The following is a 25175-nucleotide window of genomic DNA, read 5'->3' as shown; positions in this document are numbered from 1 at the left end:
ATCTTTAATAGCTGATGCCGGGATCTCACGGTATGGAGTTCGGATTGACAGAGACGCAGCAGATGATCCAGTCACAAATCCGTGACTACGTCCTCGAAAACGTGGTCGGCGAGAACCTAGACTGGGACGACGTGGACTTCCCTCACGACGTGTACGACGACCTGATCGATATGGGCGTACTCGGCCTGCATCTTCCGGAGGAGGCCGGTGGCGAAGGGTTCGAGCCGGTGACAGCGGGCCTCGTCTACGAAGAACTGGGCCGCGGCGACGTGGGCCTCACGATGCTCGCGCTCTCGGAGAACCTGGCGACCAAGATTGTCTGGGAACACGGCGACGGCCACCACCGGGAGGTCGCCGAGCGGGTCTGTGCGGGTGAAGAGCACATCTGTTTCGCGCTCACCGAGCCCGATCAGGGATCGGACGCACGGAACCTCGACACCACGGCCGAACCGACCGACGACGGTTTCGTCCTGTCGGGCGAAAAGACGGCGATCACTGGAGCGACGCTCGCAGATTGGGGACTCATCCTCGCTCGCGAAACGGGTGGGGCCGACGACATCCGCGGATATCTTATCGATCTCGACAGCGACGGCATCGACATCCAGCCCTACGCCGGTCTGGGGTGTGAGGTAAGCGGCTGGGGGCAAATCTTCATCGACGACGTAGAGATTCCGGCTGAGGCCCGGATCAGCGAGGAGAACGCGTTCAAGATGGCGATGCGGACGTTCGACAAATCACGCGCCTGGATCGCGCTATACGCGCTTGGCGCGGCCCAACAGTCGCTCGACGAGACCGCGACCTACCTCACCGACCGCGAGGCGATGGGAAATCCCCTCGCCAGCTATCAGGGGCCACAGTTCGAGCACGCCGAGTGGCAGACCCGCGTCGACGCCGCGCGGCTCAAAGCTTACCAGACGCTCTGGAAAGCCGGCGAGGGCGAACCCCACACGAAAGACGCGGCAATGACGAAGTGGTACGCGCCGGAAGTCGCCGTCGACACCGTCCGTTCCTGTCTCGTCTTGCACGGCCACTACGGCTACTCCGACGACTTCGGGATAGGCAAACGCCTCCAGGACGTGCTCGGCCAGCAGATCGCCGACGGCGCACCTCATGTCCAGAAGCTCATCGTCGCCCGCGAGACGTTCGGCCGCGAGTACCTCTCGTACGACCGGTGAATCAAACGTACCCGCGATGGACCGTCATCCGAACCCGTGATAGAGATCGGCGCCCGACCGCGATACCGCATAAAATCATCGGCGTAGTTATCTGAACCGACCGAGAACTGGACCGATACTCGAGCCCAAACTATTATTTCTCGGCGAAATCGGCGACCAGTCCGCTCGTCTCCTCGTCGAAACTGGCGAGCGTGTTACACAGTAGTTCGTAACTGAGGCCAGTTTCGAGCGGGCTCTCCGCCCCCGTCTCGACGGCGTCGAGGAGGTACGGCAGAACGTGGTCGGGCTTCTCCGCGAGCGTTTCGGCGTAGTCGATCAGCGTGTCTTCGAGGACGTCGTCGTCTACGACTCGCTCGACGAGTCCGAGCTCGGCGGCTTCGTCGGCGTCGACGTGGCGGCCCGTCACCAGCAGGTCCTTGGCGGTGCTCTCGCCGACAACCCGGGGAAGCCGCTGCGTACCGCCCCAAGCCGGAACCATCCCGAGATCGACTTCGGGAAAGCCGACCGTCGCGGACTCGCCAGCGATCCGTACATCGGCAGCGAGCGCGAGTTCTAACCCGCCGCCGAGCGCGTATCCGTTGATTCCGGCGACGGCAACGACGTCGAGATCGGCGATGCGATCCATAAGTCGTTGGCCGCTACGGAAAAAGCGGATGAGGTCGTCCCAGTCGTCGCTCTGGAACCACTCGTTCATCTGTGAGATATCCGCGCCGACGGCGAAGGAACCACCTCCGCCCGTCATGGTGAGTACGATCGCATCGTCGTCCTCCTCGATATCGTCGAGAACCGTTCCAAGTTCGGACTGCAGCTGACTGTTAATAGGATTCGGTTTGTCCGGGTTCGCTAGCGTCACGTGATAGTGTCCGCTGTCGATATGAGTCTCGATGAGTTCGAACTCCATACTGTATCGTGTCATGAACGGCGTATAAAAGTTTGAGTGCTATAGCGAGGGTCGTGTTTAGTTTGTAGCATTGTGCCAGACGGCGAAGGCTTGGAGCCACGATTCGGCTGTTGATGGTTGTGCGTGACTGAAACAGTTTGAGAACGAAGAGGTACGTCGCTTTATCTCGCGGAAGACACGTTCCACCGCGTTCCGATTTCCATGTTTTTCGTATCGAAATCGGAGCCCAGATCGACGGAGTGCAGTCTGGAGATGTTTCGTTCCATCGACGAGAAACATGGCATCATCAAGATCATGTTTCTCAGCGAGTTCGTGCAGGAACCGTTCTGTCAACGCAGTCGTAGTCGTCGAATACAGCCGTATATGGGGTATGTTGTTCGTTTCTGGATCGACAGCGGTGTACAGCCAATAGCGATGCTCGTTAAGTTGAATCACCGTCTCGTCAAGTGCGACGTGATTCGGTTCCTCGTCAACTGTCGGCTGTATATCGCATTTGTGAACCCAATCATGGACTGCCTTGCGACTGCGCTCGACACCGAACCTCTCTAATTCTCGAACGGTATTCAAAAGCGATAATCCAGCAAGATGGAGTCGAATACCGAGCTCCATCAGCCGACGCGGTGTCCGTTCTCGCTCCACAAAATCCAAATCAATCCAGTCGCTACTACCGCTGAGGCGTGCGATTTCTGCCATGAACCAGCTGAAAATCAGCACGCCTCACTTTTCACGATTAACTAAACACGGCCGTCTGAACACATAAACCAGGTGGATATTCCAAGGTTGGAAGGCGACGATGAGGCTGCCAGTAGACTCGTGGTGCTATTCATCCCCGAACGCCGCTGCTAACTGATTCCCCATAAACTCACGCCGCCGTTTCCGGGCCTCCTCTTCGCCGAAATAGTTCGTGACGACGACGTGAGGATCATCACTGCCCTGATCCTCGGCAAAGGCTTCAGCACGATTCGCAAGCCGCTTGACGGCGTCGTCGTACGTCCGATACCAGAACCGCCGGCCATACTGCGGAGTAGGCGTCTTCTCACGCCTGGATACACCAGCCCGATCAGCCAACCGCTTGAATCGCTCCGTGATCGTATTCGGAGTCCGGTGACCACTCGCAGCGGTCACACTCGGGAAGAGATACCCGTTCCACTGGTCACGATCGGCGAGTTTCTCCCACCGACCAGCGAGCGTTTCGAGGCCATATTGGACCGAGACACGCCCTGGTCCGTTCTTTCGCTCGTCACCAAAGACAATTCGTGGGTCCTCGGCATCGAAATCGAAGTAGCCCTCGTCGTTCGTCGGTTCGAACTGGTCGATCGAGAGCGCCGCGACCTCCCCGCGCCGGAGCCCCCACGCACACGTCGCGATGATCAGCAAGCGTTCCTCCACCGACTCGCAGATGTCGACCATCGCCTGGACGTGTTCCGCGTCGATCGCAGGCGGGTCTCGATCATCGTCATCCGGCGTTTCCTTCGCCCAGCTATCTTCCTGCGGTGCGCCGAGCGCCGGATTGTAGGGGGCATCACGGTCGATCTCAAGCCACTTGTAGAAGACACGCACGTCAGTCGCGTGTTTCATCTTCGATTCGGGGCTCGAGAGCTCGGCATCGAAGGTATCGTAGACGGCTCGAACCCGCTGCTTTTCGTCACGCCGGGGGACCTCGTCCTCCCGGACGCGCTCGACAATCGGAGCCGAGTCGTACAGGTCCGCATAGGTCCGAACGTACCGAGCGAGTCGGGAGCGCTTCGAAGCGATCGTACTGTCCGAATGTCCCGACCGATCGAGATAGGTCGTTAGGTACAACTCGAGCTCGCGAATTGTCGTTTCGGCGTCGATCTCCCAGTCGTAGCTGTCATCGACGTCCGAACTGGGGTTCGGATAGCCAACCATCGCGAGGAACTGCGATAGCGTGAGGTCGTGGTGTTCGCGCAGCGTGCGTGCAATTCCGGAGTAACCTGCCTCGGTGATCTCCTCGTACGTCGGTCGCGTATCGAGATTGAGGCCGTCACGAGTGAGATCCGGTTCGATGTGGGCGTTCCAGAACGACTTGAGATCCTCGAGGGATTTGCGAGACCAGTTAATCGTTTCCTGTTGACTCATCGGCTCACCCGTTTGAGAAGGCGTATTTCTCCGGTCTGGGTGCATTCTAAGACTCTCATTTTCCTGTGTCTCGCCACTCGTAACAATCACATAATAGTACCGCTTACCAATTTGTCTCGTGTAGACAAACAAGATAAGCGGTATAGGTCCGAAATGGAGCCAAAATTAGATAAACTTCATAACGCTATAGGGACTTGAGGCATCTCAGCTACCTCCAGTTTCGGAGGATGGGCTATTTCGGGGAGATATCCGAACAAATTCGGCACACGTCTCGAACCACTTGACCCCGAGGCGATTTACCGTACAAATAATAAGACTGAATACTGCGACCGAAAACCCACCACTGTGCGCTACATTCCGGCAGTGAAACGTACGGTTGGTGAACTCTGGAGTGGTGGACGCGGGAAGGTTCTACTCGCCGTTGCCTTCGGCTGGTTCCTATCGATCAGCGTTCGGATGATCTACCCGGCGGTGTTACCACATATTCGCGGACGTACGATCTTACACTGACGACATCTGGGTTCCTCTTGACGGTCCTCTGGATCGCGTATGCGTCTGGCCAACTTCCTGGTGGAATCCTCGCTGACTGGATAGGAGAGCGCCCACTATTGATCACCAGTTCGCTCCTCGCCGCGGCGATGCTCGCGCTCGTTATCGTCGCGGACTCGGCGGTCATTCTGTTTTCAGCGACAGCGTTGTTCGGCGTGGGGACAGCACTGTACGGCGTCTCGAGGTTCACTATTTTGGGAAAGATCTATTCCGAGCAACTCGGCACAGCAACGGGTGCGACGATGGCTGCTGGCGATATCGGGAACGCGGTGATGCCACCCGCTGCCGGATTCATTGCGACCGCAATGGCCTGGCAGTACGGATTCGGGCTCGCCGTTCCGCTTTTCCTGCTCGCTGCAGTTGGTCTCTGGGCGACGCTTCCAAAACGGATGTCAGCAGCGACATCACTCCGCGAGTCTATCGCGCTCGGAGACATTCTCTCAACGTTGTCTCAACCGATTGTGCTGCGAGGAACCATCTTACTCGTACTCTGGGCCGTAATCATTCAGGCATTCATGGGCTTCTATCCGACGTATTTGATCGACGTGAAGGGGATCTCAGCACGGATCGCAACCGCTCTGTTCGGCTTCTTTTTCGCGCTCGGTATCTTGATGAAGCCCGTTGCGGGTCGGGCCTACGATAGTATCGGCGTTCGAATTCCACTGTTAGCACTCATGAGTGTGGCAAGTCTGGCTCTTGCCGCGCTTCCGTTCGTCGAAGCAGCGTGGCTGTTCGTCCCCGTGACTGCGCTAGCGAGTAGTCTTCTGGGATTCGAAACAATCGTTATATCAGATCTTACTCGGCGACTTCCGGAGGGAACACAGGGAACGAATTTAGGTGCGCTTCGGACAGTCTATCTCGCGCTCGGCGCGTTGAGTCCGGTCCTCTTCGGGGCGATTGCCGAGCAAGGATACTTCGACGAGGCATTCCTCGGCATCGCCGGTCTGGCTGCTATCGTCGCCCTCACTGTGTTCGCTTCGATCGATTATTGATTGACCAGGTCGGAGTACATCGAAGAGACCGCCGACAGCGAGATGTTTCAGGAACCCGTCGCGACGAAGTACTACGACGACCAACTCGAGTTTGAGACCGTCAAGCAGCTGATCGGCGCTGAGACCGCGCAACGACTCCGCCTGCTCAAGACGGACCTCGAGGATGAACCACTCGATATCTCCGCTCCCGACAACGTCGACATCTACGACGGGGATGCGACGGCGGTCGACACCGCAGACGACAATCGATGAGCGGCTGCCCGCAGCTCCGAAGGTCGTGGCCGATACTATCGCACCCGTTAGCCTTGCCGTCCCCGTGCCGACGTGGCCTACGCCACCGATTCCGTCCCGTATCCGCTTCAGTACCTCCTCACGTCATGGAAAGTGTTCGTGCCGCCGGAGATGGTCCGGGCCGGCCTCGGCGAACGAGACGTCCTCAAGTCCCAACTGGACCATCGGCCAGATGTAGTCGGCCTATGGTGCTGGGAGAAAGGCACGCATCACTCCCATCCTCCGAGGTTGTGACTAAATAGCGCGGAACCGAAAGGGCGGAGCGGAGATCGCCTATATTTGTGTCTCCTGCATCAACGGTCCACGCAGATACTATCCGATCGTAAATACTCTACCCTGAAGTAATGCTCGAAGAATTTGACCTCCACCTGCGAAATAATATTTCACCAGAAATGTGGTTGGGAGGCAGTCACCCCTCCCCCGCCTACAAGCGAAACCTGCGTATTACCTTCGGTGTGCCAATAGAGCAACGAACGGCATCATCCCCGGCTACCGTGAATGGACGTTTCACAACGAAGGGTAAAAACTCTCTTTCATATCTTTTCCGAAGTTCAGACCTATGGTAACGCGAGCGCGTCCGACTCAGTCACGGACAGCCTCGGAATCACTGAGGCCGCTCACGAGAACGACGGAAGGACTTCTTCTCGGTACATCTCCAGGAGGGCGTCCTGGTCGTCCCCGATCTGCATTACGTAGACGTGATCGTACCCAGTGTCGATCGCCTCCTGAATCGCGTCGATGTGTTGTTGGGCGTCCGGTCCAGTCATGATGCTGCTCTCCGCGATATCCTCTTCCGAAACCATCTGTGCCGCCTGCTCGAAGTGTTTCGGCGTCGGCAAGACGGAGTTCAGTTCCCCTTTCAGACCCGCTATCGGCCACTGTTCATGTGCGGTGGAGATGGCCCCGTCCTTGCTGTCGGCGACGCAGGCTTGGAGTTGGCAGAAACGGGGACCCTCCCCGCCGTGTTGTTCCCACGTCTCGACGACGTCTTGGGGGCCGACCGACCAGAACCCGTCGCCGAAATCGGCTGCCGCTTTCGCGGCGCGCTCGCCGTACGCCGACACGCAGATCGGCGGCCGTTCCTCAGGGAGCGTGAACAGTTTCGCGTTCTCGACAGTGTAATGTTCGCCGCGGTGACTGACCTGCTGGCCCGTCCAGAGCTCGTCGATCACCTCAACCGCCTCCTCAAGCATCTCCAAGCGGACTTCGTGCTCTGGCCAGTGATCGCCGAGGATATGCTCGTTGAGCAGTTCGCCCGTCCCGACGCCGGCGAAGAACTGCCGACCGTCGAACATCGCCGCCGTCGTCGCGACTGCCTGCGCGTAGATCGCCGGGTGGATGCGTACGATCGGCGCCGAGACGCCCACGCCGACATCGATCCCGTCGGTTGCTGCAGCGACACCGCCGAGCGTCGACCAGACGAACGGCGCGTCGCCTTGCGCGCTGATCCACGGGTGGAAGTGATCTGAGATCGAGAGGAAATCGAAGCCGATCGCTTCGGCCCGCGTTGCGTACTCGACCAGATCGTTCGGGTGGTGCTCTTCGCTCGAAAGGGTAAATCCGATTTCGGTCATGTCTGTGAAGTTCAGGCGTCACGCGGTTACTCGGAGGCCGCTGCAAACTCCTCAACGATCGCATCCGTAAACGCGTCCAGATCGTCGGGGTTGCGGCTCGTCACGACGCCGTCGTCGACGACGACCTCCTGATCGGTCCATTCGCCTCCCGCGTTCTCGACGTCCGTCCGTAGACTGGCGTAGGAAGTCAGCTCGCGATTATCGACGACGCCGGCTTCGACCAGCGTCCACGGACCGTGACAGATCGACCCGATCGGCTTGTTCTCTGCTCGATGCTGTTTTATTAAATCAACCCCATCTTCGTCGGCGCGAAGATTGTCCGCACCGACGGTCCCGCCGGGAACGATCAGCGCATCGTACTCGTCGGCGGACACCTCGGAGAAGCGTTTGTCGACACTGTACGCATCCGCTTCGTCGAGATCGTTGTTGACGGTCTGGGCGTCGCCGGTGTCGCTACTGAGAACGACGACGTCGGCACCGGCGTCCGAAACGGTCTCTTTTGGTTCGGTGAACTCGACTTCTTCAGTGCCTTCCTGCGCGACGAGAATTCCGACGCTCACTCCGTCGAGGGGTTGCCGGTCGGTTGTGCTCATGCAGGTGTATTCGCCACCGGTCTACAGTTAAATATTTTTCTCATATCGAGATAAGTACCAAACTATTAATTATTTAAGTTATAAGTATCTTTTCCGGAATTAGCTCTAATCGGAGAACTGGCCAGCCGGCGCGGCCAGTGAACGTGTGGCCCCGTCGCCGCGAGCGGAACTCGTACAGTTCAATCGTGCACCAGCACGTCGAGCACGTCGACGCCGTCATGGGCGAGTGCGTCCTCGAGCGCTCGTTCGATCTCATCGGGATCCTCCACGAGTTCTGCGCGCCCCCCGTGGCTCTCGGCGTTCTGTACGATGTCGACCCGTGGGTCGAAGTCCATGCCGACGAACTCGTGGTCCTCCTCGTCACCGCCTAGTAGGTCGAGCGTGTTGTCCTTCAGGATCCGGTAGTTGCGGTTGTCGGCAACGACGACGGTGAGATCGAGGTCGTAGCGCGCCGCGCTGTAGATCGCGTTCGGGTAGTAGAGGTAGGACCCGTCGCCGACGAAACCGATCACCTCGCGCGGATTGTCTCGCTGGCGTTCGGCGATCGCCCCGCCGATCGACGCGGGGAGGCCGTAGCCGAGGCCGCCACCTTTGTTGGTGACGTACTGTTCCGGATCGAAGTCCCAGCGCGTTTTGATGGGAAACATCGACGTGACGCTCTCGTCGACGACGTAGGCGCCGTCCACGACCCGTTTCATCGTGTCGATGAGCTGTGCTTTCGACGGGCGGGGATCGTCCTCGGCGTCCCCCTCGCCGACGCCGGCTAACCTGTCGTCGGCCGTCTCTTTGATATCGCGCACCGTTTCGAGTCGCGCCGCGACCGTCTCCTCGGAGATGTTCGGCCGGATGCGTTCGATGAGTTCCTGCAGGACCAGCCCGAGGTCGCCGACGACCGCCGCGTCGGCGGGATGGTTCTTGCCCACTTCCCAGGCGTCATCCCCGACGTGAACGCAGGTCGTGTCGGGATCGACCAGCGGTTGTTCGTGACGCGTCAGTGTCGTGTTCGTCGATGTCCCGGCGAACAAGATCGTGTCGGCGTCCAGCAGCTTCGCCGCACACTCTTCGTCCGGCGGAACGTACGAGATCCACTGCTCGTGATCGGTCGTAAAGTCGATCTCACTTGCGTGGATTTCGCCGTAGACGTGGGCGCCTGTTGACTCCGCGAGTTCGACCGCAGCGGCGACGGCTTCCTCACCGGAGCGAGCGATCTGATCGCCGACGACGATCGCTACGTCGTCGCTGTCGGCGTCGACGAGCAGGTCGGCGGCGCGCTCAAGTTGCGCTGGGTCGCCGCTCCCCGCGTTGGGAATCTCGCCCAGACGCTCGGGGTCGGCGTCCGTCTCCGCCATCATCACGTCCAGCGGCAGGCCGAGAAAGACCGGGCCGGTCGGCGGCGTTAGCGCGACCCGGAACGCTCGCCGGAGCATCGTCGGCAACGCTTCGACGTCGAGCACTTCGTCGGACCACTTGCAGAACTGGTCGGCTAGATCAGCAAGTTCCCCCGCTAGGGCCGGTTCCTCGTGACGGAAATCGGTGCTCTGGTTGCCGGCAGTGACGACGACGGGTGCGCCCGCCCGCTTGGCGGCGTAGATGTTTCCCAGACCGTGCGCCAGTCCGGGCGCGATGTGCAGGTTTACGACGCCGACGGGGTTGACCGAGTCGTCGTGATGCGCGTGGTATCGCCGCGTTTGCGCGTATCCCGATGCCATCCCAACCGCGACGTCTTCGTGGGCCCCTAGCACGTACTCGAGATCAGTCTGTCCGATCGCCTCCAGTACCGGGAGCTCTGTCGTACCTGGGTTCCCGAACACGTAGTCGACGTCGTAGGACTCGAGCGCGTCGACGAAGAGGTCGGCGCCTGTGTACTCTCCCTCGTCTTCGACCGTTCTATCCGCCATAGGTCATCACCAGCTTCCAGTTAATTAAACCCCGTGCCTGACGGTTATAACTCTTCTCACAGTCATGTAGTTGGAACCTCCACTAGTAGAGGTACGTATCAAACGAGGTTTACCCACAGACTGTCACCCAGACGTTCAATACAAGCCTGCAACGGATGGCTAAATGACTAGGCACATTCTTCCTAACATTATCATGATCTGGTCTAGCGTACACACCGTGAACGAGAGACATCTACACGACTGCGTTCGACGAAGGCGTTCAGACGACTACAACTACCTGTCCAGACTGTGGCGGCAGCATTCGAACGACTGACCGCGAGACGATCTGTGAGGACTGTGAACTGATCCTTGAGGACACCCACCTAGCCAGAGGGCCAGAGTGGGGTCGACATGACGAGCAGGGATCCAAGAGACGGACCGGTGCCCCACTGACACCGACACGCCACGATCGAGGCCTCTCCACCGAGATCGGGTACAAGCAAGACGGACATGGAAGCGCTCTCTCGAGCACGAAGCGCCGCCAATTGAACCGGCTACGTCGCGAACAGTCCCGTGCCCAGTGGCAGTCGAAAGCTGAACGGAACCTCGCCTATGGACTCGGTTAAATCCGGCGAATCGTCGCACGTCTCGGCCTCGCACAGAGTATCCGAGATCAGGCGTGTTCGCTGTTCCGAACTGCACAGTCTGCACAGCTCTGTCGCGGACGATCATTCGAGGTAGACAGCCGAGCCCGTCGTTCCTCTCAATCGAACGTTCCAGTACATCCTGGTAGGGGTTTACCAATGTCTAGCGCGTATTTCAGATGACGGATCCCGAGACGATTCATCATGAGCACAAATAAACCCCATCAGAATCTGGCCATTATCGGCCACGTCGATCACGGGAAGAGTACGCTTGTAGGACGCCTCCTCTACGAGACGGGGAGCATACCCGAGCACGTCATCGAACAGCACCGCGAGGAAGCAGAGGAGAAAGGCAAGGGTGGCTTCGAGTTCGCCTACGTCATGGACAACCTCACCGAGGAACGCGAACGCGGTGTCACCATTGACATCGCTCACCAAGAGTTCTCGACGGATACGTACGACTTCACCATCGTCGACACGCCCGGACACCGCGACTTCGTCAAGAACATGATCACTGGGGCCTCGCAGGCCGATCACGCCGTCCTCGTCGTCGCCGCTGACGACGGCGTCGCGCCCCAGACCCAGGAGCACGTCTTCTTGGCTCGGACCCTCGGGATCGACGAACTCATCGTGGGCATCAACAAGATGGATATCCCCGATTACGAGGAGTCGACCTACAACGAAGTTGTCGAGGAAGTCAAGCAGTTACTCAAGCAGGTCCAGTTCAATACCGACGACGCATCGTTCATTCCAGTTTCGGCCTTCGAGGGAGACAACGTTTCCGAGCACTCCGACAACACGCCCTGGTACGACGGTGAAACCCTGCTTGAGGCGCTAAACGATCTTCCCGAACCGAAGCCGCCAACGGACGCACCGCTGCGACTTCCGATCCAGGACGTCTACACGATTTCGGGTATTGGTACCGTCCCCGTCGGACGTATCGAGACCGGCCTCCTCAACACCGGCGACAACGTCTCCTTCCAGCCCAGCGATGTGGGCGGCGAGGTCAAGACAATTGAGATGCACCACGAAGAGGTGCCCAAGGCAGAACCCGGTGACAACGTCGGATTCAACGTCCGCGGCATCGGCAAGGACGACATCCGACGCGGTGACGTCTGTGGCCCCGCCGACGATCCGCCAAGCGTTGCTGAGACGTTCCAGGCTCAGATTGTCGTCATGCAACACCCTAGCGTAATCACCGCAGGTTACACGCCAGTCTTCCACGCTCACACGGCACAGGTCGCCTGTACGATCGAGTCGATCGACCAGAAGATCGACTCCTCGAGCGGCGAGGTCGCCGAGGAGAACCCCGACTTCATCCAGTCGGGCGACGCTGCTGTGGTCACCATCCGACCGCAAAAGCCCCTCAGCATCGAGCCGTCCAGCGAGATCCCCGAACTCGGGAGCTTCGCCATCCGCGACATGGGTCAGACCATCGCAGCCGGCAAGGTCCTCGAAGTCCACGAGCGGACCTGACAACCTGTTGGAACCCGACATAGTTCGTGACAGCGCCCGTCTCGTCTTGGACCGGCGCGATAGAGACGCGGTTCCAGAACTGGCTGCCGTCCCGTCGGTAGTTCCGCAATTCGACGGTGACCGGTTGCGCTTCATCGATCGCCGTTCGCATTGCCTCGACCGGCTCCGAATCGGTGGCCTCGCCCTGACGGAATCGACAGTTCCGGCCGACGATCTCTGCCTCGTCGTAGCCGGTGAGCCGCTCGAACTATTCGTTGACAGCTATCAGCGGATTGTCCTCCCGAGACGGATCGCTGATGGTGATTCCGATGGGAGCTTCTTCGGGGGCCCGATGTCGTAGTTCCAGCTCCCGTTGTCGCTCCCGACGGTCAGTGATGTCTCGAACGAGCCAGAGTCGGCCAAACGTCGGCCCGCCGTCGCCGTCGACGGACGTCGTATACCATTCGAAGATCCGACCGTCGCGGAGTCGTAGCTCTGATGTCTCCGTCGTTCCGGACGCCACCTCAAGTTGGTCGATCACGTCTTCAATACTGGTCTCGTCCGCCAGCTGGGTGCGGATGGATTCGAAGACGGCATCGATGGTGGCCGACTCGAGAACTGTCGGAGAGAGATCGAACAGTTCACAGAAGCGGTCGTTGTATGAGACGAACTCGCTGTCGGAATCGATGACCGCGACGCCGTCCGGCATCGCCTCTTGTTGAGCCTTCAGTAGCGAACGCCGGAACTCCAACTACTTCCGTTGGCGACGGCTGCGGTGATTGCGTACCGCTCGGTGGTCGATGTCGGCGATTTCAGTTGCCAACTGCCGCTCGGTATCGGTCCACTCCCGAGTGGAGTCGGTTTGTTCGTGACAGACGACGCCGATGACTTCGCCTTCGTCGTGGAGCGTCGCGTCCAAGAGGCTGTAGATGTCGTTAGGGACGAGATACGGGTCGGTGAGTTCCTCAGTACGCGGATCGTCCCGCGCCTCGTCCACCGCGAAGGAGCGGTGGGACCGAAGCGCGTCGACGTAGGTGGGGAATTCGGTAGCCTCGAATTCAGTATCGGCACTGTGTGTCTGGGTCGACTGCTCGTACTGATCGACGCAACGAAGTCGCTGGCAATCGTCCTCGAACAGCCAGATACTGACCCACGGAACCTCGAGAATGGCTGTCGCAGTTTCGGTGATCGTTCGAGCAGCACGCTCGGAGTTGCCGTCGACGACGTCGTCATCGGTCGGCGTGTAGACCGTCTCGTCGGCGACGGCGACGGTACCCGCGCCCGCTCCCGCGACGGACCACGCGGCCTCGAGTTCTTCCCCGTCGAACTCGTGGCCGTCCGGGATGTATCTGGCGTGACCGGTATCGCCTCGATGTGACGGCCAGTCCTCGTTCGGTCCCGGATTGACATCCGGATCCGGAAGCCCGTCGACGTCAGCCTCGGCGGCTCCGGCCCCTACGAAGCGAGTCCGGTCCCCATCGACAGCGCTGCCCCAGTCGCCAGCACGGATCGTCGGTTCCACATAACGACAAGGCGTACGAATACTGGTCATATTCCTATCTGCCAATTAACGACATTCCGTACCTATGCAATTGTTTCAAACTGTTCAGGACGCACCTGTAGTTACCAAATCCGGTGTGTCCGTTTCGCGCCCGGTTCGAAAGAAAGAGATCGTAGTACCAACTACCGCTACTCGCCCTCGAGCCACTCGTCCAGCTCGCCGAGCGCCCCATCCGGGACGATCAACTCGTCGTACTCCGCGGGGTCGAATCGATACTCGCTCTCCCGACGCAACGTCACGTAGAAATGCGACTCGTCGATCGGGACATCGGTTTCCGTCACCGGCGAGTACTCGCTTCTCGCCGTGTTGGTCGTTCGACGGGAGACGGTCGAGACCTGCCAGCCGTCGTCGCGATCGGGCGGCGACCGGCCGCGGAACTGTTGGCTTCGGGACTGCGTCTCGGGCATACGCGAAGTCGGCACTCAAGGGATATGGGTCCGTCGGCGAAAGGGGACGGACGCGAGTAACGAGGTTCCCTGGAGTCCCTTTTCGGCCGGTCGCCACAGCCGGCCATGCGGAGTGTCCATGCCCTGTGGGATATCGCTTCGGGCGGGTTTCAGAGTGTGAAGGTCAGACTCACTCTGCCTCTCGATACTCGTCTCGAAGTTCCACGACGGCGTTCACGAGTGAATTGTAGGTGATTGTGACGCCGTCTTCCCCCGCGCGGATGGACTCACTCGAAACGACGACGTTCTCGCCGTCTTTGTAGAACTCAATTCCCTCGGTGGTATCCAGCAACTCGAGGTCGTCGGTGTCGGGGATATCGGGCATCAAACAGAATTGGGTCTCGAGGGCTATGGGTCCATCGGGAGCGGAAATGGTATGCGAGACGGAGGGACCATGGAGTGTATCCCGTCCGACTCTATGGGTCGGCCGGATCGTCAGCCGGCCGTGTGAGAGCGCAACGGCATATGTGATACCGCTTTGGACATGAATCAGTGGGTGAGAGGGCTACGGATCGAGCAGCCAGACGACGCTAAAGACGGCGAAGATTGGGAGGACAACGCCCTTCGGAATCAACGTTTCTTCGTCCATGAAAATGAATTCATGTCCGGAGTATGACTCCTTGAGATTGTACTGTATCCACAACCTCTGACAAACAGCCATCACCGTGATGATCGGCCTCACCAGGGTGGAAATAAAGCAACCTCCAAGCGACCAGCAGATGCGACGGCCAGCGCTGTCTTTCGACTAGCGGATGAAAGCCGTTGTGCTGGCAATCTCCACGGACCAATCCCTATTGGCATCGGACTCAACACGATTGCGGCCCTTGGTTTGGCTGTCGCGTTTGCACGAACGCGACTCCCCCAGACGCCGCGAGCGGGCGTTTTCCTGCCTCGCGCCGCCGCGGCTCTTTCAGAGATATGCATAGATTGGTAATAACTGACATAGTAGACCCAATTGTCGCGTCACATCCCCAGTACGCGACATGCCCGCCAACTCCGCTCAAACATATAGGCGGGCGGTTTTCGAGATACACCGGATTTTGAGTGAAATCTGCTGGCCACATGACTGATACCCCTCGGCCGGATAGTCACGACTGTCAAGTTCGAGGTATACGCGACAGTTCGATCAAGCCGTCCGGCGGCAGTTGCTGCCAGACGCTTTCGCTATAGCTACGCGTCCGTCAGCGGTACTGGTCGCGGAAGGACCCGCTCGAGACAACGTCGTCGATCGTCTCGCCACGCTCGGCGGCTAGATCCCGTGCCCGTTTCCATACTCGCCGGGCATGGTCAGGATCACGCTCCCGGAGATCGTTGTGATAGGCGACTAACGCCTCAGTTAGGAGGGGATCGTTGATCGTCAGGGATGCAGACATACAATCGGGGCCAACGACTGCCGGTAAAAGTGATTCGGCCGACGGGTCACTCCTACCGTTCGTTCTGGATCCGCTCGAGCGTCAGAACCCCTTCTCGCCGCGTCTCCCACTCTGAATCGGAGTTCGGAGACGCGGGCAACAGTGGTTTGCCCTCGAAGAACGATCGGACTGCGCCGTAGGCGTTCCACCGAGTCGTGTTCGTCGGAAATGCGGGATACTCCTCGTCAATCTCTCGATCGGTGAGCAGCACTTCCCACCCGTCGGCCGTCTTCCGGCACTCGATCGAGATATCGGTCTCGAGGTGCAGCCAGACCGTACGGTCGTAGGCACGGTGCGTGATCGTCCAGCCGTCCGGAGCGCTGGCATCGAACAGCGGGATGTATCGGCAGAGCGTCCCGAAGCGACCGACGTAGGCCGTGTCAGTACCGGGTCTGTTGGTGTACTCATGACTAGTGAAACACCGGTCGTACCATGCTCAGACACACCCTCTCGGCGATTAAAACCGTACTGGGGGCCAACCGATACGTATCGTTCTCTCGCTACTGATCTTCCAAAAATTGATCTCCAAAGTCTTTAAGCCGACACAACCACCACTACCAATTGGTGAGGCGTCGGAACCCGAGTGGAAACTCGGGTGACCGGCTTCTTAGAGAACAATGCTAACAACGACAGTGGCCACTGTCGAGAGTAGTGTGATCGTTCGAGGACTCGCTGTGACCTCGAGTCGCAAGTTCAGACCCGTTTGACCGGGACTATCGCGACCTCGATCAGACCCAGACTCCAGTTGTTCATGGCCACCGCTATCCGGTAGTTCACTCATCGTCGTAACTCCTAACGTAGTCCTCCAGAAGGGATCCAAGATGGTGTGGCGTCGGAACCCAACTTCGTTCAGACTACAGGCCAGACAAGGTCCGGTCGGCATAAAAAGGCACCCTTTACGCGCGAGCGTGGACTCGAGTACCGGTTTTCTCCAGATTTTGAAAATATACCTTCTCGTCTCAGAAACTCCTCTCCCAAAATGAGAAATGAAGAGTAAGACAGTGACTCAAATGTGACCGTCCTTGAGGCGCTAATTACGTCAGTCCTCGAGCACGCCGGCCTTCTCGAGCTCGTCTCGAGTAATCGCCCGAATATCGGCCTCACTCCGACCGGTATCGTTCCGCGTAGCGGCGACCTCCTCGTTCAGCGCAGCCATGGCCTCGAAGACGTCCTCGAGTTGGTCGTTCCTTCTCCGGATTGAGCGTAGCCTGTTCCAGCTTATCCGAGATCATTTACACAGGATATAGTGACAGGAACTAATATACATCCGGGATCTCCGAATGGATTTGTTTCCATCCCCATAGTCTGTATAGGAACATGATGGCAACAATAGGAGTAGAGACGGAAGACAAATCGGAGAAGATTACAAGATCGGTGACCGGGTCCAGCTTGTTCTTGACAAAGAACTAAGTCCAGACAACTAGTAGCACGGCAAGAAGGTCATCTCACCGGTATAGAATTCGATGATGCCGGCTCGGTAACTGGGAATCCTAAAGACAACTTTGTATACAAGATTGAACTGGATGGCAGAGAGTTACCGGACCTCCATTTTAGAAGGTGCGATCTCAAAAAGCCGGAGTAGTTACCGAATCTTTAGTACTAACACGAAGAACCCAAGGCGCTGGTGTCACTGGCCAATAACTATTTATCGTTAGTGTTTCAAACTTTCTATATAAATGGGAAGTGCATCTGCTAGTTCCTCAGCTGCATCTAATATAGGCTATGAGGATGCGAAAAAGGGGATGAACAAAGCCTTAGAATCAGACAGAACTCAGATCGCAGTTGATATCGCTGTGACAGGAGCTTTAGCAGTACAGCCCAACGGTCCGGCAAAAGTCACGACCTACTCCTACCTCAAACACACAAACACCTTTATCCAGACAACGAACCAGGACGGTATCCAAGCAGGTATCGAGGCCACCGGAAAAAGCGCTATCCAAGGAGAGATCGTAAACCAGATCTCTGGAGGAGTAGTTCACAGCTCACAGCAAGCGGTTTCAGCGGCTTCTGAAAACGAGACAGTAGGAAGAGGGGTTGATGAAGTAAACAACAACTTTGGCACGCCTTCAGAGGAAGCCGCGAAAGCTACTCTTGGAAGCGTTATCTCAAACGGTGCTGATGCGATGAAGACAAAAGGTTCGAACGACGATGAGTGAAAATCCGTTCGTAGACGATGAGGAGGCGGAACAGAACATCCAGGAGTTCATCGAAGAACATGGGAACGAAGGCCTGTTTGTGGTCTACTTCCGCCAGTTCATCTTTAGCTTCATAATGCAGGAACTGAAGTCTAGCGACGACGAAATCAACGATATTGGAACACAGCTTCATCTCAGTGCAGACGGCGATCAGTTTCTCAAAGATCAACGCGAACAGATGTTGGAACGGTGTGAGCACTGGGCTCAAGACCTCGTCGACCATCTGAAAGAAGATGACGTCGTATCCGAGGTCATTGAATCCGGAGACATCTCTCGGCTTGAAGACGACGACATTGAAGAGCGCGTTCATCAATCGATACACGAGAAGTTCGGCGAATGGGAAACTCTTCTCGAAACATTTCTGGAGGACCTAGAATGACGACGGAGAAATACTTCGCTCTGCGGCATCCTGAGTTTCGGAAACGGGCTGACTCGAAGATCCGGGAAAAGGATGAGACGGACTACGAAGAGGTTATAGCGGTTGTTCCATACAAGGAGGACAAGTTTCCTCATGAGGAGGATTATAACAGAAGGGTACCTGCGGAGGCAGATGAGTCTATCAAATACGATCACTCTATCACACATCACCTATTCGGAGAACGGGTACCAGATATTGTTTTAGATCTTGTTGAGATTTCAGTGATCACGTTTGCTGCTGATAAGGCGGCAGACCGCGGAATCCAGATTGACAACGAGGATCTTGATGAGAGCCGGCTTAACACCCGGAACATCAAACTACAGATCCCGGTCCTCTCACCAAAGATGGCGACCGAAGAGATGGAACAGCTCTACTCGGAGATGGTGTCTCATATGACTCGAGATATCATCGAGTACGACTTCCAGCTCGTCGATAAGCAAGAATCCGTAGAGGTATCTACTAATCAGAGTGAGTTTGATGCGGTTTGTCTTCTTTCAGACGGATTGGACAGCACAGCCGGGATCTACCATAACCTGAGGCAAGAAACAGACTCGGAGCACGTTACAGTCAACTATGGAAGCGGAGCCGGATCGAAGGCCAAAGAGATAGCGGACCAAGCAGATGTTAGTTCACGGATCTTCAGAACACAGTACAACGACAAGGGTGAATCGACACAGTTCTCTCGAGGACTGCTTCATCTTAGCTTTGCAGCTGTAGCGGCGTCAGCCCATGGAACCGAGGAAATACGGTGTTTCGAAAACGGGATTATGGCCCAGTTCCTCATACTATCAGAGGGCTGGATGACCACCAGAACAGTTTCACCGTTGTTCTTGACCTACTTCAACAAGATACTGGACAACGCTCTTCCACAACCCATCGAAGTCAAGAACCCGTTCGTCAACCTCACCAAAACAGAGATCATAAACAAAATTCCCAGCACAGAGTTAGTCCAGAAAACCCTTTCCTGTCCTCACAAATCCTGGTTCGGACATAACAACTGCGGGCTCTGTATGCCCTGTCTCATACGGAATATCGGTATCATCAGAAGCGACCATGAAATCCCATTAGAAGTTCTATCCAGATACGATCCACTGCTTTCAGCGGACTTCGAAGACCAATCCTTCGAGGTAGATGGCAACGAAAATCTGAACAATTCTGCAAACACTCCAAGTATATTCTTCAAAGGAATAACGGAGATTGCATACTTCTGTCGCCGTATCTTAGAGGATGACCCTCGCGATCTCGCAACTGAGCATCCGGAGCTATTGAACAAGCCGATATACGAACAACACCGTCAATTCGCTGAAAACTTCACAGAAGCCTTAGAACTAATTTCCGAGCAGAACTCTACCATCCAGACCCTAATAACCGGTCAACAGCACAAACTACCCCAGTAGCCCTGTAGGATCTATCGATTTTCACGGATCTGTTCCTGCAAATCTCTAAACGACTGTTGGAGCCGAGCCATCTGCGTTTCAAGCTCAAGGACACGGTCAACTAACTCCTCGTACTCCATCACCTGACATTTCTCCGTTTTTCGATCGCTGTCTCGGAATACTAGCTCTGCATCTTCAGTAAGGTTTACCCTTTCCGGTGCTTTGAAGATCCGTTTCTGACCGTCGACAACTTGCTCAGTGTAACCTTCCGGTTTGTGGATAGTGATCAGTCCGAGATTTTCGAGCTTTGTGAAACAGTAGTTGACCTCGTGGTTCTCCAACGTGGTTTCGGAAGTGATCTTCTGGACATCATCATAGCCTTCCCGAATCTTCTTGAGGACCGCTAGATCCTTCTCTCGGAGCGGGTGTTCATCACTCATAGAGCCCTTCGTTACGTTGTTAAGGACTACAACGCCGTAATTCAATCACGCCAAATCTCTCAGTAAGTGTGCCAGTCCTGTACAGAGTCTTTCGTCCCCTCAATGGGTGAGGGATTCGCCGTGCTGGCGAATCTCCAATAACTGGTGAGAAAACATGGCAACGAGAGATATCTATGAAACGAGCTTCGACGAGGACATCTAGACAAACTCCAGCACGAACCAATGTCCGGAGCGCGATGGCCTGGTCACTACCAACTCGGTCGAAACCATCTGTGTGGACTGTGGACTCGTTATTGACGAGCAACGAATCGACCACAGCCCTGAATGGAGAACTCACGATCAGGACCAGCGAAAGCGGACGGGTGCTCCACTTACAGCAGTACGTCATGACCGTGGACTTTCGACCGAGATCGGTCGCTGGAAAGATGCGAACGGAAACAAACTCTCCGGACGAAAGCGCCAGCGGCTATCCCGAATGTGGCGTGAACAGACTCGTGGCCGGTTCCAGTCGAAAGCCGAGCGAAACCTCGCACACGGGCTGGGTGAAGTTCGAAGAATTTCGAGCGTCCTCGAGCTTTCAGACTCGGTCCGTGATCAGGCGTGCCAACTGTTCCGGAGCGCTCAAACCGAAGACCTGCTTCGAGGCACTGAACTGGCGAACGCCGAGATTCCATTTTAATTCATCTACGTCAACCATGCACAGAAGAAGGAACTGGTCTGTCTCGAACAGTTCTGTGATGCAGGATTGGCTACCTATCTTCGCTCCCGCCCCGTCGTAATCGGTGATGCCGTCGCACTCTATGGGGTCGACCATCAGAAATCGTGGGACCACGGTCAGCTAGGCTTTGAACGTCCACCAAGCGGGGTCGCGACTCTCCTCTGTATGCATCAATCGGTCGCACCGCTCACCGGGAATCCGAACCCAGATTGTCACCTGCAGGAGATTCTCGAAGAGAGCACGATTTCGATAGACGGACTTGCTCTCGGCCATCTTCATACGAACGCTGAGAAGAAATTGAATGGCTGCTCCGCGTTTTGTGGTGGGGCGACAGAACGACTGACTAGCGACCTTGAGCCAAGCGTCGAAACCATTACTGTCGAGAAGGGAGAGATCCGCCGTGAACGCCATGTCTTGCAACCCCACAGTAGTCCTTAATCTTAAGAATAAGGTTAATTTTGCGCAGGGCTGGGTTTTCATTGAATCCTCGAGAGCGACAACATCGATACGGTACTCCGAGAATACGATGTCGTCCTCCCAGCAATTTCGACGAACGGAGCTCGCAACTTGATGAAGCGGCTCCGTAAGGATGCCGACCTCGCCTTCGACAGTGACTATCTGAAACCCCACGGCGCTCGTCGAGGACTAGGCACGAACTCTACGCTAACGGTCATGCTGAATTAGCGCAGTCAGCGCTCCGTCACGCCAGTATCGAGACGACCTACGAATCCTACTCCGATATCCAAGCTACAGAGACTGCGCAGCAGGTCGATGATCTACTGAGCGAATGATTTAACCAACAGGAAGTTTCTGTAGTAGTTTGTTGGTTAAGAACCAGCACTAGCGGAAGACCACTTAATCGTAATATTAAGATTAAATTTGCTCAGAAATCGACGTGTCGAGAGATCACGTGCCGACACTCACGGTGGGGAAGGAACTCAGAGGCACGTTCTGCCGTTCCATTCTCGTGTTGACTCGCATGTTCCTTGATAAGTGACTGAAGCATTGTGAGCAGAACAGCTCCATCTCGAGACTCTATATCTCGTTTGATGCCACAGATTTCTGTCGTTCGATAGTCATCGGGCCCCATCCACTGGTAGACGTACTCTTGGAATTAGCTCGGGACGAATAGTTTTGTACCCGTCTTAGGTTCGACATCGCGGTACTTTCCGTTCCTATAATCGTGAATGCTCGATCTTCATCTAATTCCGTGCGTTCAGTTACCTCGTCGGTGATTCCTCGTATACTGCAATTGCCCTCAGTCAGTTTCCTGCATAGAATCTCTGCGATTTGCTGGGCCTGAGACTTCGGTATTCCTTCATAATACTGGTGTATCGCCTCAGAACGAGCGTTAACGTCGTTCCAATTGTACTGTGGAATCGTCTCTGACGGTTCTTCCTCGGTACAGGTGTTCCCAAATACCTGGTCAATGAGTCCCATAGTAGGATTAAGATTTGTTACCATAAAATGATTTACACGAGTGAAGGAGTGTTACACTCGCTTTTTCATCGAGTCAATTCAGACATCAACCCTAATTTTTAATCTTAAGAATAAGATTATACCATATCAGCCGAGGTTCAGCGCCAAGATGAATAGGAGAAGTTCAGTCGGAGAAAAAATGCTTTCCGAAAATTCGTTGGATAGGGTGCCGGCAGTCCGACTAAGAGTCGATCGGGTTGACCTTTCCTATCCCGGACACCCGTTATAGAGCGTTAGGTGTCTCGGACTCGGGTTCATCAAACTCGAGGGCGTCAGTGACGGCCTCAGGGAGATCTGGTCGCGGAGCGTCTTCGTGACGCATCACCCGCTCAGACTTGTTCGTCTCCTCATAGACTGCGCGTGCTATCGGGACGCCCCGGAGGAAGTTGTGTTCATAGAGGATCTCGACACCGCGTTCAGTCGGTCCCCAGAATTTCGAGGGGAGATTCCGCGTTGACGCATTCGGTTCATGAACGTAGACGTCAAGGATACCTGTCTCTCGAAGCCGCTCAAGTTGGTCGAGGATAGCGGCCTCGTTCTTCGGGATCATGTAGTCAAGTTCGGCCAGCGACACGAGGTGAGCTGGATGGCCGAGGATTAACTGGATGATGAGGTGCCGAGTCTCCTGCGAGAGCAGCTCACGTATTCGTCGCTGCTCTGCAAACGGATCCTCGAATCCCTCCGGAGCCGTATCGCTCATATCTCAACCTAGCCTTCTCGACTGCATAATGGTTTGGGTTAACTAGGTCAATGAAGTCGTTGTTTAACTGAGTCAATCAGAAACGCCTATGACCCAGCCAATTGTGTCCAACGGTATGAGTGGTCCGTCCGTTCCGCCGAACGCAGGCAAAATCATGGCAGCCGTGCAGCGGGCGTTACGCGGCCTTGACGTCGGGTCCACCGAAGCGACCCAGATTCTGTCGTGGGCAAACAGTGAGACGCCGGCAATCTACGACCGCGACCAGACTGCCTATCTCGTCCTTGGAAGCTATCGTGATCCGTATCTCCGACGCGTACGGGCGGTCAGCGATCGATTGAACCGCCGCTATGGAACATACGCATTTCTCATCGGCGACCTCACCGACATCGATATCCCACGTCTCCCTGAGTTTCGCGTGAAATTCCACATCACAGCAACACTCAGTGACTACGTTGCTGCCGTCTTCGAACAGGATGCAGGTGGTGAAGTCAACGAACTCGGCAAACTTGGTGAAACCGAGTACTTCGAGAAGGCGTTCGCCTTCCCCCGCACGTACCACTGGGAAATGGAAGAAAATCTCGCAACTGAACGCGATGTTCTCGCTGCTGGGGCACAGATTATGGCTGCTACGGACATCGACGAGGAGACGAAAGCTGCAGAACTCGAGGCACTCGTCGACCGGGCAGAACACGCTGGTATCGACATCACGGTCGACGACATGACTAGCAAGCTCGAGGATCAGCAGATCGACGTTCCCTCGTACAGCTGGGTTCACTTGAACGACTTTCGCCTCTTTGAACTCCACAGGCGGTGTTATCCCTGGACAACTGTGGATGAACTACTCAGAGCAACGGACGAGCTTCCAGGGTCTCCTAGACCGGGCTGGGAACAACAGTAGAAGAATAACCTTATCCTTAAGATTAAATTTCTCCTATGGGCGTACTTCCTCCAATATCTCGAATGCATTCGAAAGGAAGCCTCGCCAGCCATTCTTCTCAACGTACTCGAAGTCCGGGGAAAGGATAGCGAGTTTTGTGAGTTCCTCTTCCCATCCAGCCTGAGGGTGAGTGTAGACGATCCAAGGGGCAAAGCTCGGTTTGGGGTAAATCTCGTACTCACCACCACGCTCACCCCTAATTCTCAGGGTTGTTTCGCCAATGCTCGTTCCAAAGCCAGTGATAGTGTATGAAGTCGAGTCGTAGTTCCAGTCTACCGTCTCCCAGATTACCCGATAGTCGCTAACAGTGCTCGATCGATGCTTTCCAGCGAGTAATTGCTTCAGTAAGAACCTCGAATACAGATTTCTCTCCATGTCGGGTCGACCAATTGAGGACGACACCACTCTGAGCGGACATCCAGAGATGTTACTTTCCAGATACAATAAACAAATCGCTATCAAATACTCCAAGCTATAGGAGACGCATTAATCCTAATCTTAATTCTAGTATTAAGATTAGTTCGGTTGGACATCGGCAACAACAGCAATCGATAGGCAGGAGAGGGTAGAAGAGTCTGCGAGAGTTTAGTGAATTTGGCTGCAGGACAGGCTGCGATGGGGACACCATTTGCAGTGATCGCCTGCAGTGTAGTCATCATAGGTCGAGCCTTCAGCCTCTTGTAACCGTGTGAGGAGGTCTTCCCGACACTGATCTAACTCGTCTCTCGAAAACGAACGAGTACTCATGTCGGGGCCAACTGAACCGACATAGACATAGCCGGCTTCATCGATTAGTTCGTCGAAGAGCTGTTGGCATGCGAGCAGGTAGATCGGTAACTAGATGTTGTCATCGAGAATAGCTCTCCAATTTAACCAACAGGACTAATGCCTTCTGCCCCCAATTGTTGGTTAAGTCGTCACATGTCGTACTCAGAACCAACGATCCCACCCGAGGTTCCCGGAGAGTTAGCGGCCTTACTCGATGAGTGTAATGCGGAAACACTCCGATCTATTGCCAAGTATGTAGGTGCACTCGCAGAGTATCAAGAGCGAGAAGAGCGGATCAACGAGGGTGAAGATGAAGAGACTGCTCGAGAACACCCTGAGGATATGCCCGAAGATGTCCCCACCAAAGCGACGCTGACAGAGAAGGAAATCAACGGGAATCGATATTACTACTGGCAGTGGAGAGAAGGTGATAAAATCAAATCCCAGTACAAAGCCCCAGTGAATCCAAGCGAGTGAGGGTTAACCAACATCTGGCTGATTGCTAGCGCACATGTTGGTTAATTCTGTGGACTTGTTGTTGCAGGTACCGATATCAATATCTTGCTGTACGGTG

25 protein-coding genes and 5 pseudogenes are annotated in these 25175 nt (G+C 56.0%); 13 read left to right on the top strand and 17 right to left on the bottom strand.

Translation table 11 applies throughout. The features are described 5' to 3' along the window. Nucleotides 1-32: 32 nt before the first annotated feature. The gene (locus LDH74_RS22940; RefSeq protein WP_226043064.1) at nt 33-1175 is read left to right on the top strand and encodes an acyl-CoA dehydrogenase family protein; all 1143 of its coding nucleotides are present in this window, start codon (nt 33-35) and stop codon (nt 1173-1175) included. Nucleotides 1176-1308: 133 nt separating this feature from the next. Here the strand turns inward: LDH74_RS22940 and LDH74_RS22935 are convergent, their stop codons facing one another. From LDH74_RS22935 to LDH74_RS22925, 3 genes are all read right to left on the bottom strand, one after another. After that, nucleotides 1309-2076: an enoyl-CoA hydratase/isomerase family protein gene (locus LDH74_RS22935; RefSeq protein WP_226043063.1), complete on the bottom strand. Its 768-nt coding sequence runs from the start codon at nt 2074-2076 to the stop codon at nt 1309-1311. Nucleotides 2077-2133: 57 nt separating this feature from the next. Continuing rightward, a complete protein-coding gene (locus tag LDH74_RS22930; RefSeq protein ID WP_226043062.1) occupies nt 2134-2769 on the bottom strand; it encodes an IS6 family transposase in 636 nt (211 codons plus the stop codon). A 126-nt stretch (nt 2770-2895) separates the two neighbouring features. Next, nucleotides 2896-4176: a site-specific integrase gene (locus LDH74_RS22925; protein WP_226043061.1), complete on the bottom strand. Its 1281-nt coding sequence runs from the start codon at nt 4174-4176 to the stop codon at nt 2896-2898. Nucleotides 4177-4521: 345 nt separating this feature from the next. Between LDH74_RS22925 and LDH74_RS22920 the strand changes: the two are divergent. The 3 pseudogenes from LDH74_RS22920 to LDH74_RS22910 form a co-directional block, all read left to right on the top strand. Further along, a pseudogene (locus tag LDH74_RS22920) lies at nt 4522-5717 on the top strand (MFS transporter). Nucleotides 5718-5729: 12 nt separating this feature from the next. After that, nucleotides 5730-5969: pseudogene (locus LDH74_RS22915) on the top strand (hypothetical protein); the annotation flags it as partial. Continuing rightward, nucleotides 5932-6164 (top strand): annotated as a pseudogene (locus LDH74_RS22910) (hypothetical protein); the annotation flags it as partial. The pseudogenes LDH74_RS22915 and LDH74_RS22910, both read left to right, overlap by 38 nt. A gap of 461 nt (nt 6165-6625) precedes the next feature. Here the strand turns inward: LDH74_RS22910 and LDH74_RS22905 are convergent. From LDH74_RS22905 to LDH74_RS22895, 3 genes are all read right to left on the bottom strand, one after another. Beyond that, nucleotides 6626-7582, bottom strand: a complete 957-nt coding sequence (locus LDH74_RS22905; protein ID WP_226043060.1) for a TIGR03557 family F420-dependent LLM class oxidoreductase — start codon at nt 7580-7582, stop codon at nt 6626-6628. Nucleotides 7583-7608: 26 nt separating this feature from the next. Continuing rightward, nucleotides 7609-8175 carry a type 1 glutamine amidotransferase domain-containing protein gene (locus LDH74_RS22900; RefSeq protein WP_226043059.1) on the bottom strand — a complete coding sequence of 189 codons (567 nt, stop codon included), beginning with the start codon at nt 8173-8175 and terminating at the stop codon, nt 7609-7611. A gap of 179 nt (nt 8176-8354) precedes the next feature. Further along, nucleotides 8355-10073 carry a thiamine pyrophosphate-binding protein gene (locus LDH74_RS22895; protein ID WP_226043058.1) on the bottom strand — a complete coding sequence of 573 codons (1719 nt, stop codon included), beginning with the start codon at nt 10071-10073 and terminating at the stop codon, nt 8355-8357. A 230-nt stretch (nt 10074-10303) separates the two neighbouring features. Here LDH74_RS22895 and LDH74_RS22890 point away from each other — a divergent pair, with 230 nt between their 5' ends. Further along, entirely contained in the window at nt 10304-10678 is a 375-nt protein-coding gene (locus LDH74_RS22890) for a TFIIB-type zinc ribbon-containing protein (RefSeq protein WP_345778579.1), read from the top strand. 222 nt (nt 10679-10900) lie between these two features. Beyond that, a complete protein-coding gene (gene tuf, locus LDH74_RS22885; protein ID WP_138247056.1) occupies nt 10901-12172 on the top strand; it encodes a translation elongation factor EF-1 subunit alpha in 1272 nt (423 codons plus the stop codon). Here tuf and LDH74_RS22880 read toward each other — a convergent pair. The 7 genes and pseudogenes from LDH74_RS22880 to LDH74_RS22850 all read right to left on the bottom strand — a co-directional run. After that, nucleotides 12063-12407: pseudogene (locus LDH74_RS22880) on the bottom strand (PAS domain-containing protein); the annotation flags it as partial. The gene tuf and the pseudogene LDH74_RS22880 overlap by 110 nt on opposite strands. A 12-nt stretch (nt 12408-12419) precedes the next feature. Further along, a complete protein-coding gene (locus LDH74_RS22875) occupies nt 12420-12902 on the bottom strand; it encodes a PAS-domain containing protein (RefSeq protein ID WP_226043057.1) in 483 nt (160 codons plus the stop codon). Next, nucleotides 12903-13673 (bottom strand): GAF domain-containing protein, encoded by a 771-nt coding sequence (locus tag LDH74_RS22870; protein WP_226043056.1) that lies wholly within the window; start codon nt 13671-13673, stop codon nt 12903-12905. Between the two features lie 167 nt (nt 13674-13840). Continuing rightward, nucleotides 13841-14119 (bottom strand): hypothetical protein, encoded by a 279-nt coding sequence (locus tag LDH74_RS22865; RefSeq protein WP_226043055.1) that lies wholly within the window; start codon nt 14117-14119, stop codon nt 13841-13843. 169 nt (nt 14120-14288) lie between these two features. Further along, on the bottom strand, nt 14289-14483 hold the full coding sequence (locus LDH74_RS22860) for a hypothetical protein (protein ID WP_226043054.1): 195 nt from the start codon (nt 14481-14483) through the stop codon (nt 14289-14291). Nucleotides 14484-15339: 856 nt separating this feature from the next. Further along, nucleotides 15340-15531, bottom strand: coding sequence for a hypothetical protein (locus tag LDH74_RS22855; RefSeq protein ID WP_226043053.1), 192 nt, complete (start codon nt 15529-15531; stop codon nt 15340-15342). A gap of 52 nt (nt 15532-15583) precedes the next feature. After that, the gene (locus LDH74_RS22850) at nt 15584-15781 is read right to left on the bottom strand and encodes a hypothetical protein (protein ID WP_226043052.1); all 198 of its coding nucleotides are present in this window, start codon (nt 15779-15781) and stop codon (nt 15584-15586) included. A 1465-nt stretch (nt 15782-17246) separates the two neighbouring features. Between LDH74_RS22850 and LDH74_RS22845 the strand changes: the two genes are divergently transcribed. From LDH74_RS22845 to LDH74_RS22835, 3 genes are read left to right on the top strand one after another with little or no spacing between them, the layout of a single operon-like run. Beyond that, entirely contained in the window at nt 17247-17726 is a 480-nt protein-coding gene (locus tag LDH74_RS22845) for a hypothetical protein (protein ID WP_226042811.1), read from the top strand. After that, nucleotides 17719-18144 carry a hypothetical protein gene (locus tag LDH74_RS22840; protein ID WP_226043051.1) on the top strand — a complete coding sequence of 142 codons (426 nt, stop codon included), beginning with the start codon at nt 17719-17721 and terminating at the stop codon, nt 18142-18144. Before LDH74_RS22845 ends, LDH74_RS22840 begins: the two co-directional genes overlap by 8 nt. Then, nucleotides 18141-19580, top strand: a complete 1440-nt coding sequence (locus tag LDH74_RS22835; protein ID WP_226043050.1) for a 7-cyano-7-deazaguanine synthase — start codon at nt 18141-18143, stop codon at nt 19578-19580. Before LDH74_RS22840 ends, LDH74_RS22835 begins: the two co-directional genes overlap by 4 nt. Before the next feature lie 11 nt (nt 19581-19591). Here the strand turns inward: LDH74_RS22835 and LDH74_RS22830 are convergent, their stop codons facing one another. Next, the gene (locus tag LDH74_RS22830) at nt 19592-19999 is read right to left on the bottom strand and encodes a hypothetical protein (protein ID WP_226043049.1); all 408 of its coding nucleotides are present in this window, start codon (nt 19997-19999) and stop codon (nt 19592-19594) included. A gap of 154 nt (nt 20000-20153) precedes the next feature. On the opposite strand from LDH74_RS22830, the pseudogene LDH74_RS22825 reads away from it, so the two are divergent. Next, nucleotides 20154-20645 (top strand): annotated as a pseudogene (locus LDH74_RS22825) (TFIIB-type zinc ribbon-containing protein); the annotation flags it as partial. Here LDH74_RS22825 and LDH74_RS22820 read toward each other — a convergent pair. Continuing rightward, the gene (locus LDH74_RS22820; protein WP_226043169.1) at nt 20577-20813 is read right to left on the bottom strand and encodes a hypothetical protein; all 237 of its coding nucleotides are present in this window, start codon (nt 20811-20813) and stop codon (nt 20577-20579) included. The pseudogene LDH74_RS22825 and the gene LDH74_RS22820 sit on opposite strands and share 69 nt — an antisense overlap. Nucleotides 20814-20882: 69 nt before the next feature. Between LDH74_RS22820 and LDH74_RS22815 the strand changes: the two genes are divergently transcribed. Continuing rightward, nucleotides 20883-21155 (top strand): hypothetical protein, encoded by a 273-nt coding sequence (locus LDH74_RS22815; protein ID WP_226043048.1) that lies wholly within the window; start codon nt 20883-20885, stop codon nt 21153-21155. Nucleotides 21156-22419: 1264 nt separating this feature from the next. On the opposite strand, the gene LDH74_RS22810 is transcribed toward LDH74_RS22815, so the two are convergent. Continuing rightward, a complete protein-coding gene (locus LDH74_RS22810; protein WP_226043047.1) occupies nt 22420-22896 on the bottom strand; it encodes an ArsR family transcriptional regulator in 477 nt (158 codons plus the stop codon). Between the two features lie 115 nt (nt 22897-23011). On the opposite strand from LDH74_RS22810, the gene LDH74_RS22805 reads away from it, so the two are divergent. Continuing rightward, nucleotides 23012-23794 carry a hypothetical protein gene (locus LDH74_RS22805; protein ID WP_226043046.1) on the top strand — a complete coding sequence of 261 codons (783 nt, stop codon included), beginning with the start codon at nt 23012-23014 and terminating at the stop codon, nt 23792-23794. A gap of 33 nt (nt 23795-23827) precedes the next feature. Here the strand turns inward: LDH74_RS22805 and LDH74_RS22800 are convergent, their stop codons facing one another. Continuing rightward, nucleotides 23828-24208: a hypothetical protein gene (locus LDH74_RS22800; RefSeq protein ID WP_226043045.1), complete on the bottom strand. Its 381-nt coding sequence runs from the start codon at nt 24206-24208 to the stop codon at nt 23828-23830. 546 nt (nt 24209-24754) lie between these two features. Here LDH74_RS22800 and LDH74_RS22795 point away from each other — a divergent pair. Next, nucleotides 24755-25078, top strand: a complete 324-nt coding sequence (locus tag LDH74_RS22795; protein ID WP_226043044.1) for a hypothetical protein — start codon at nt 24755-24757, stop codon at nt 25076-25078. The last annotated feature ends 97 nt before the right edge of the window (nt 25079-25175 follow it).

The sequence above is a fragment of the Natrinema sp. DC36 genome (genome assembly GCF_020405225.1).
Classification (GTDB): domain Archaea; phylum Halobacteriota; class Halobacteria; order Halobacteriales; family Natrialbaceae; genus Natrinema.
The sequence above is the reverse complement of the archived record's forward strand: the minus strand, read 5'-3'. Positions and strand labels throughout refer to the sequence as shown.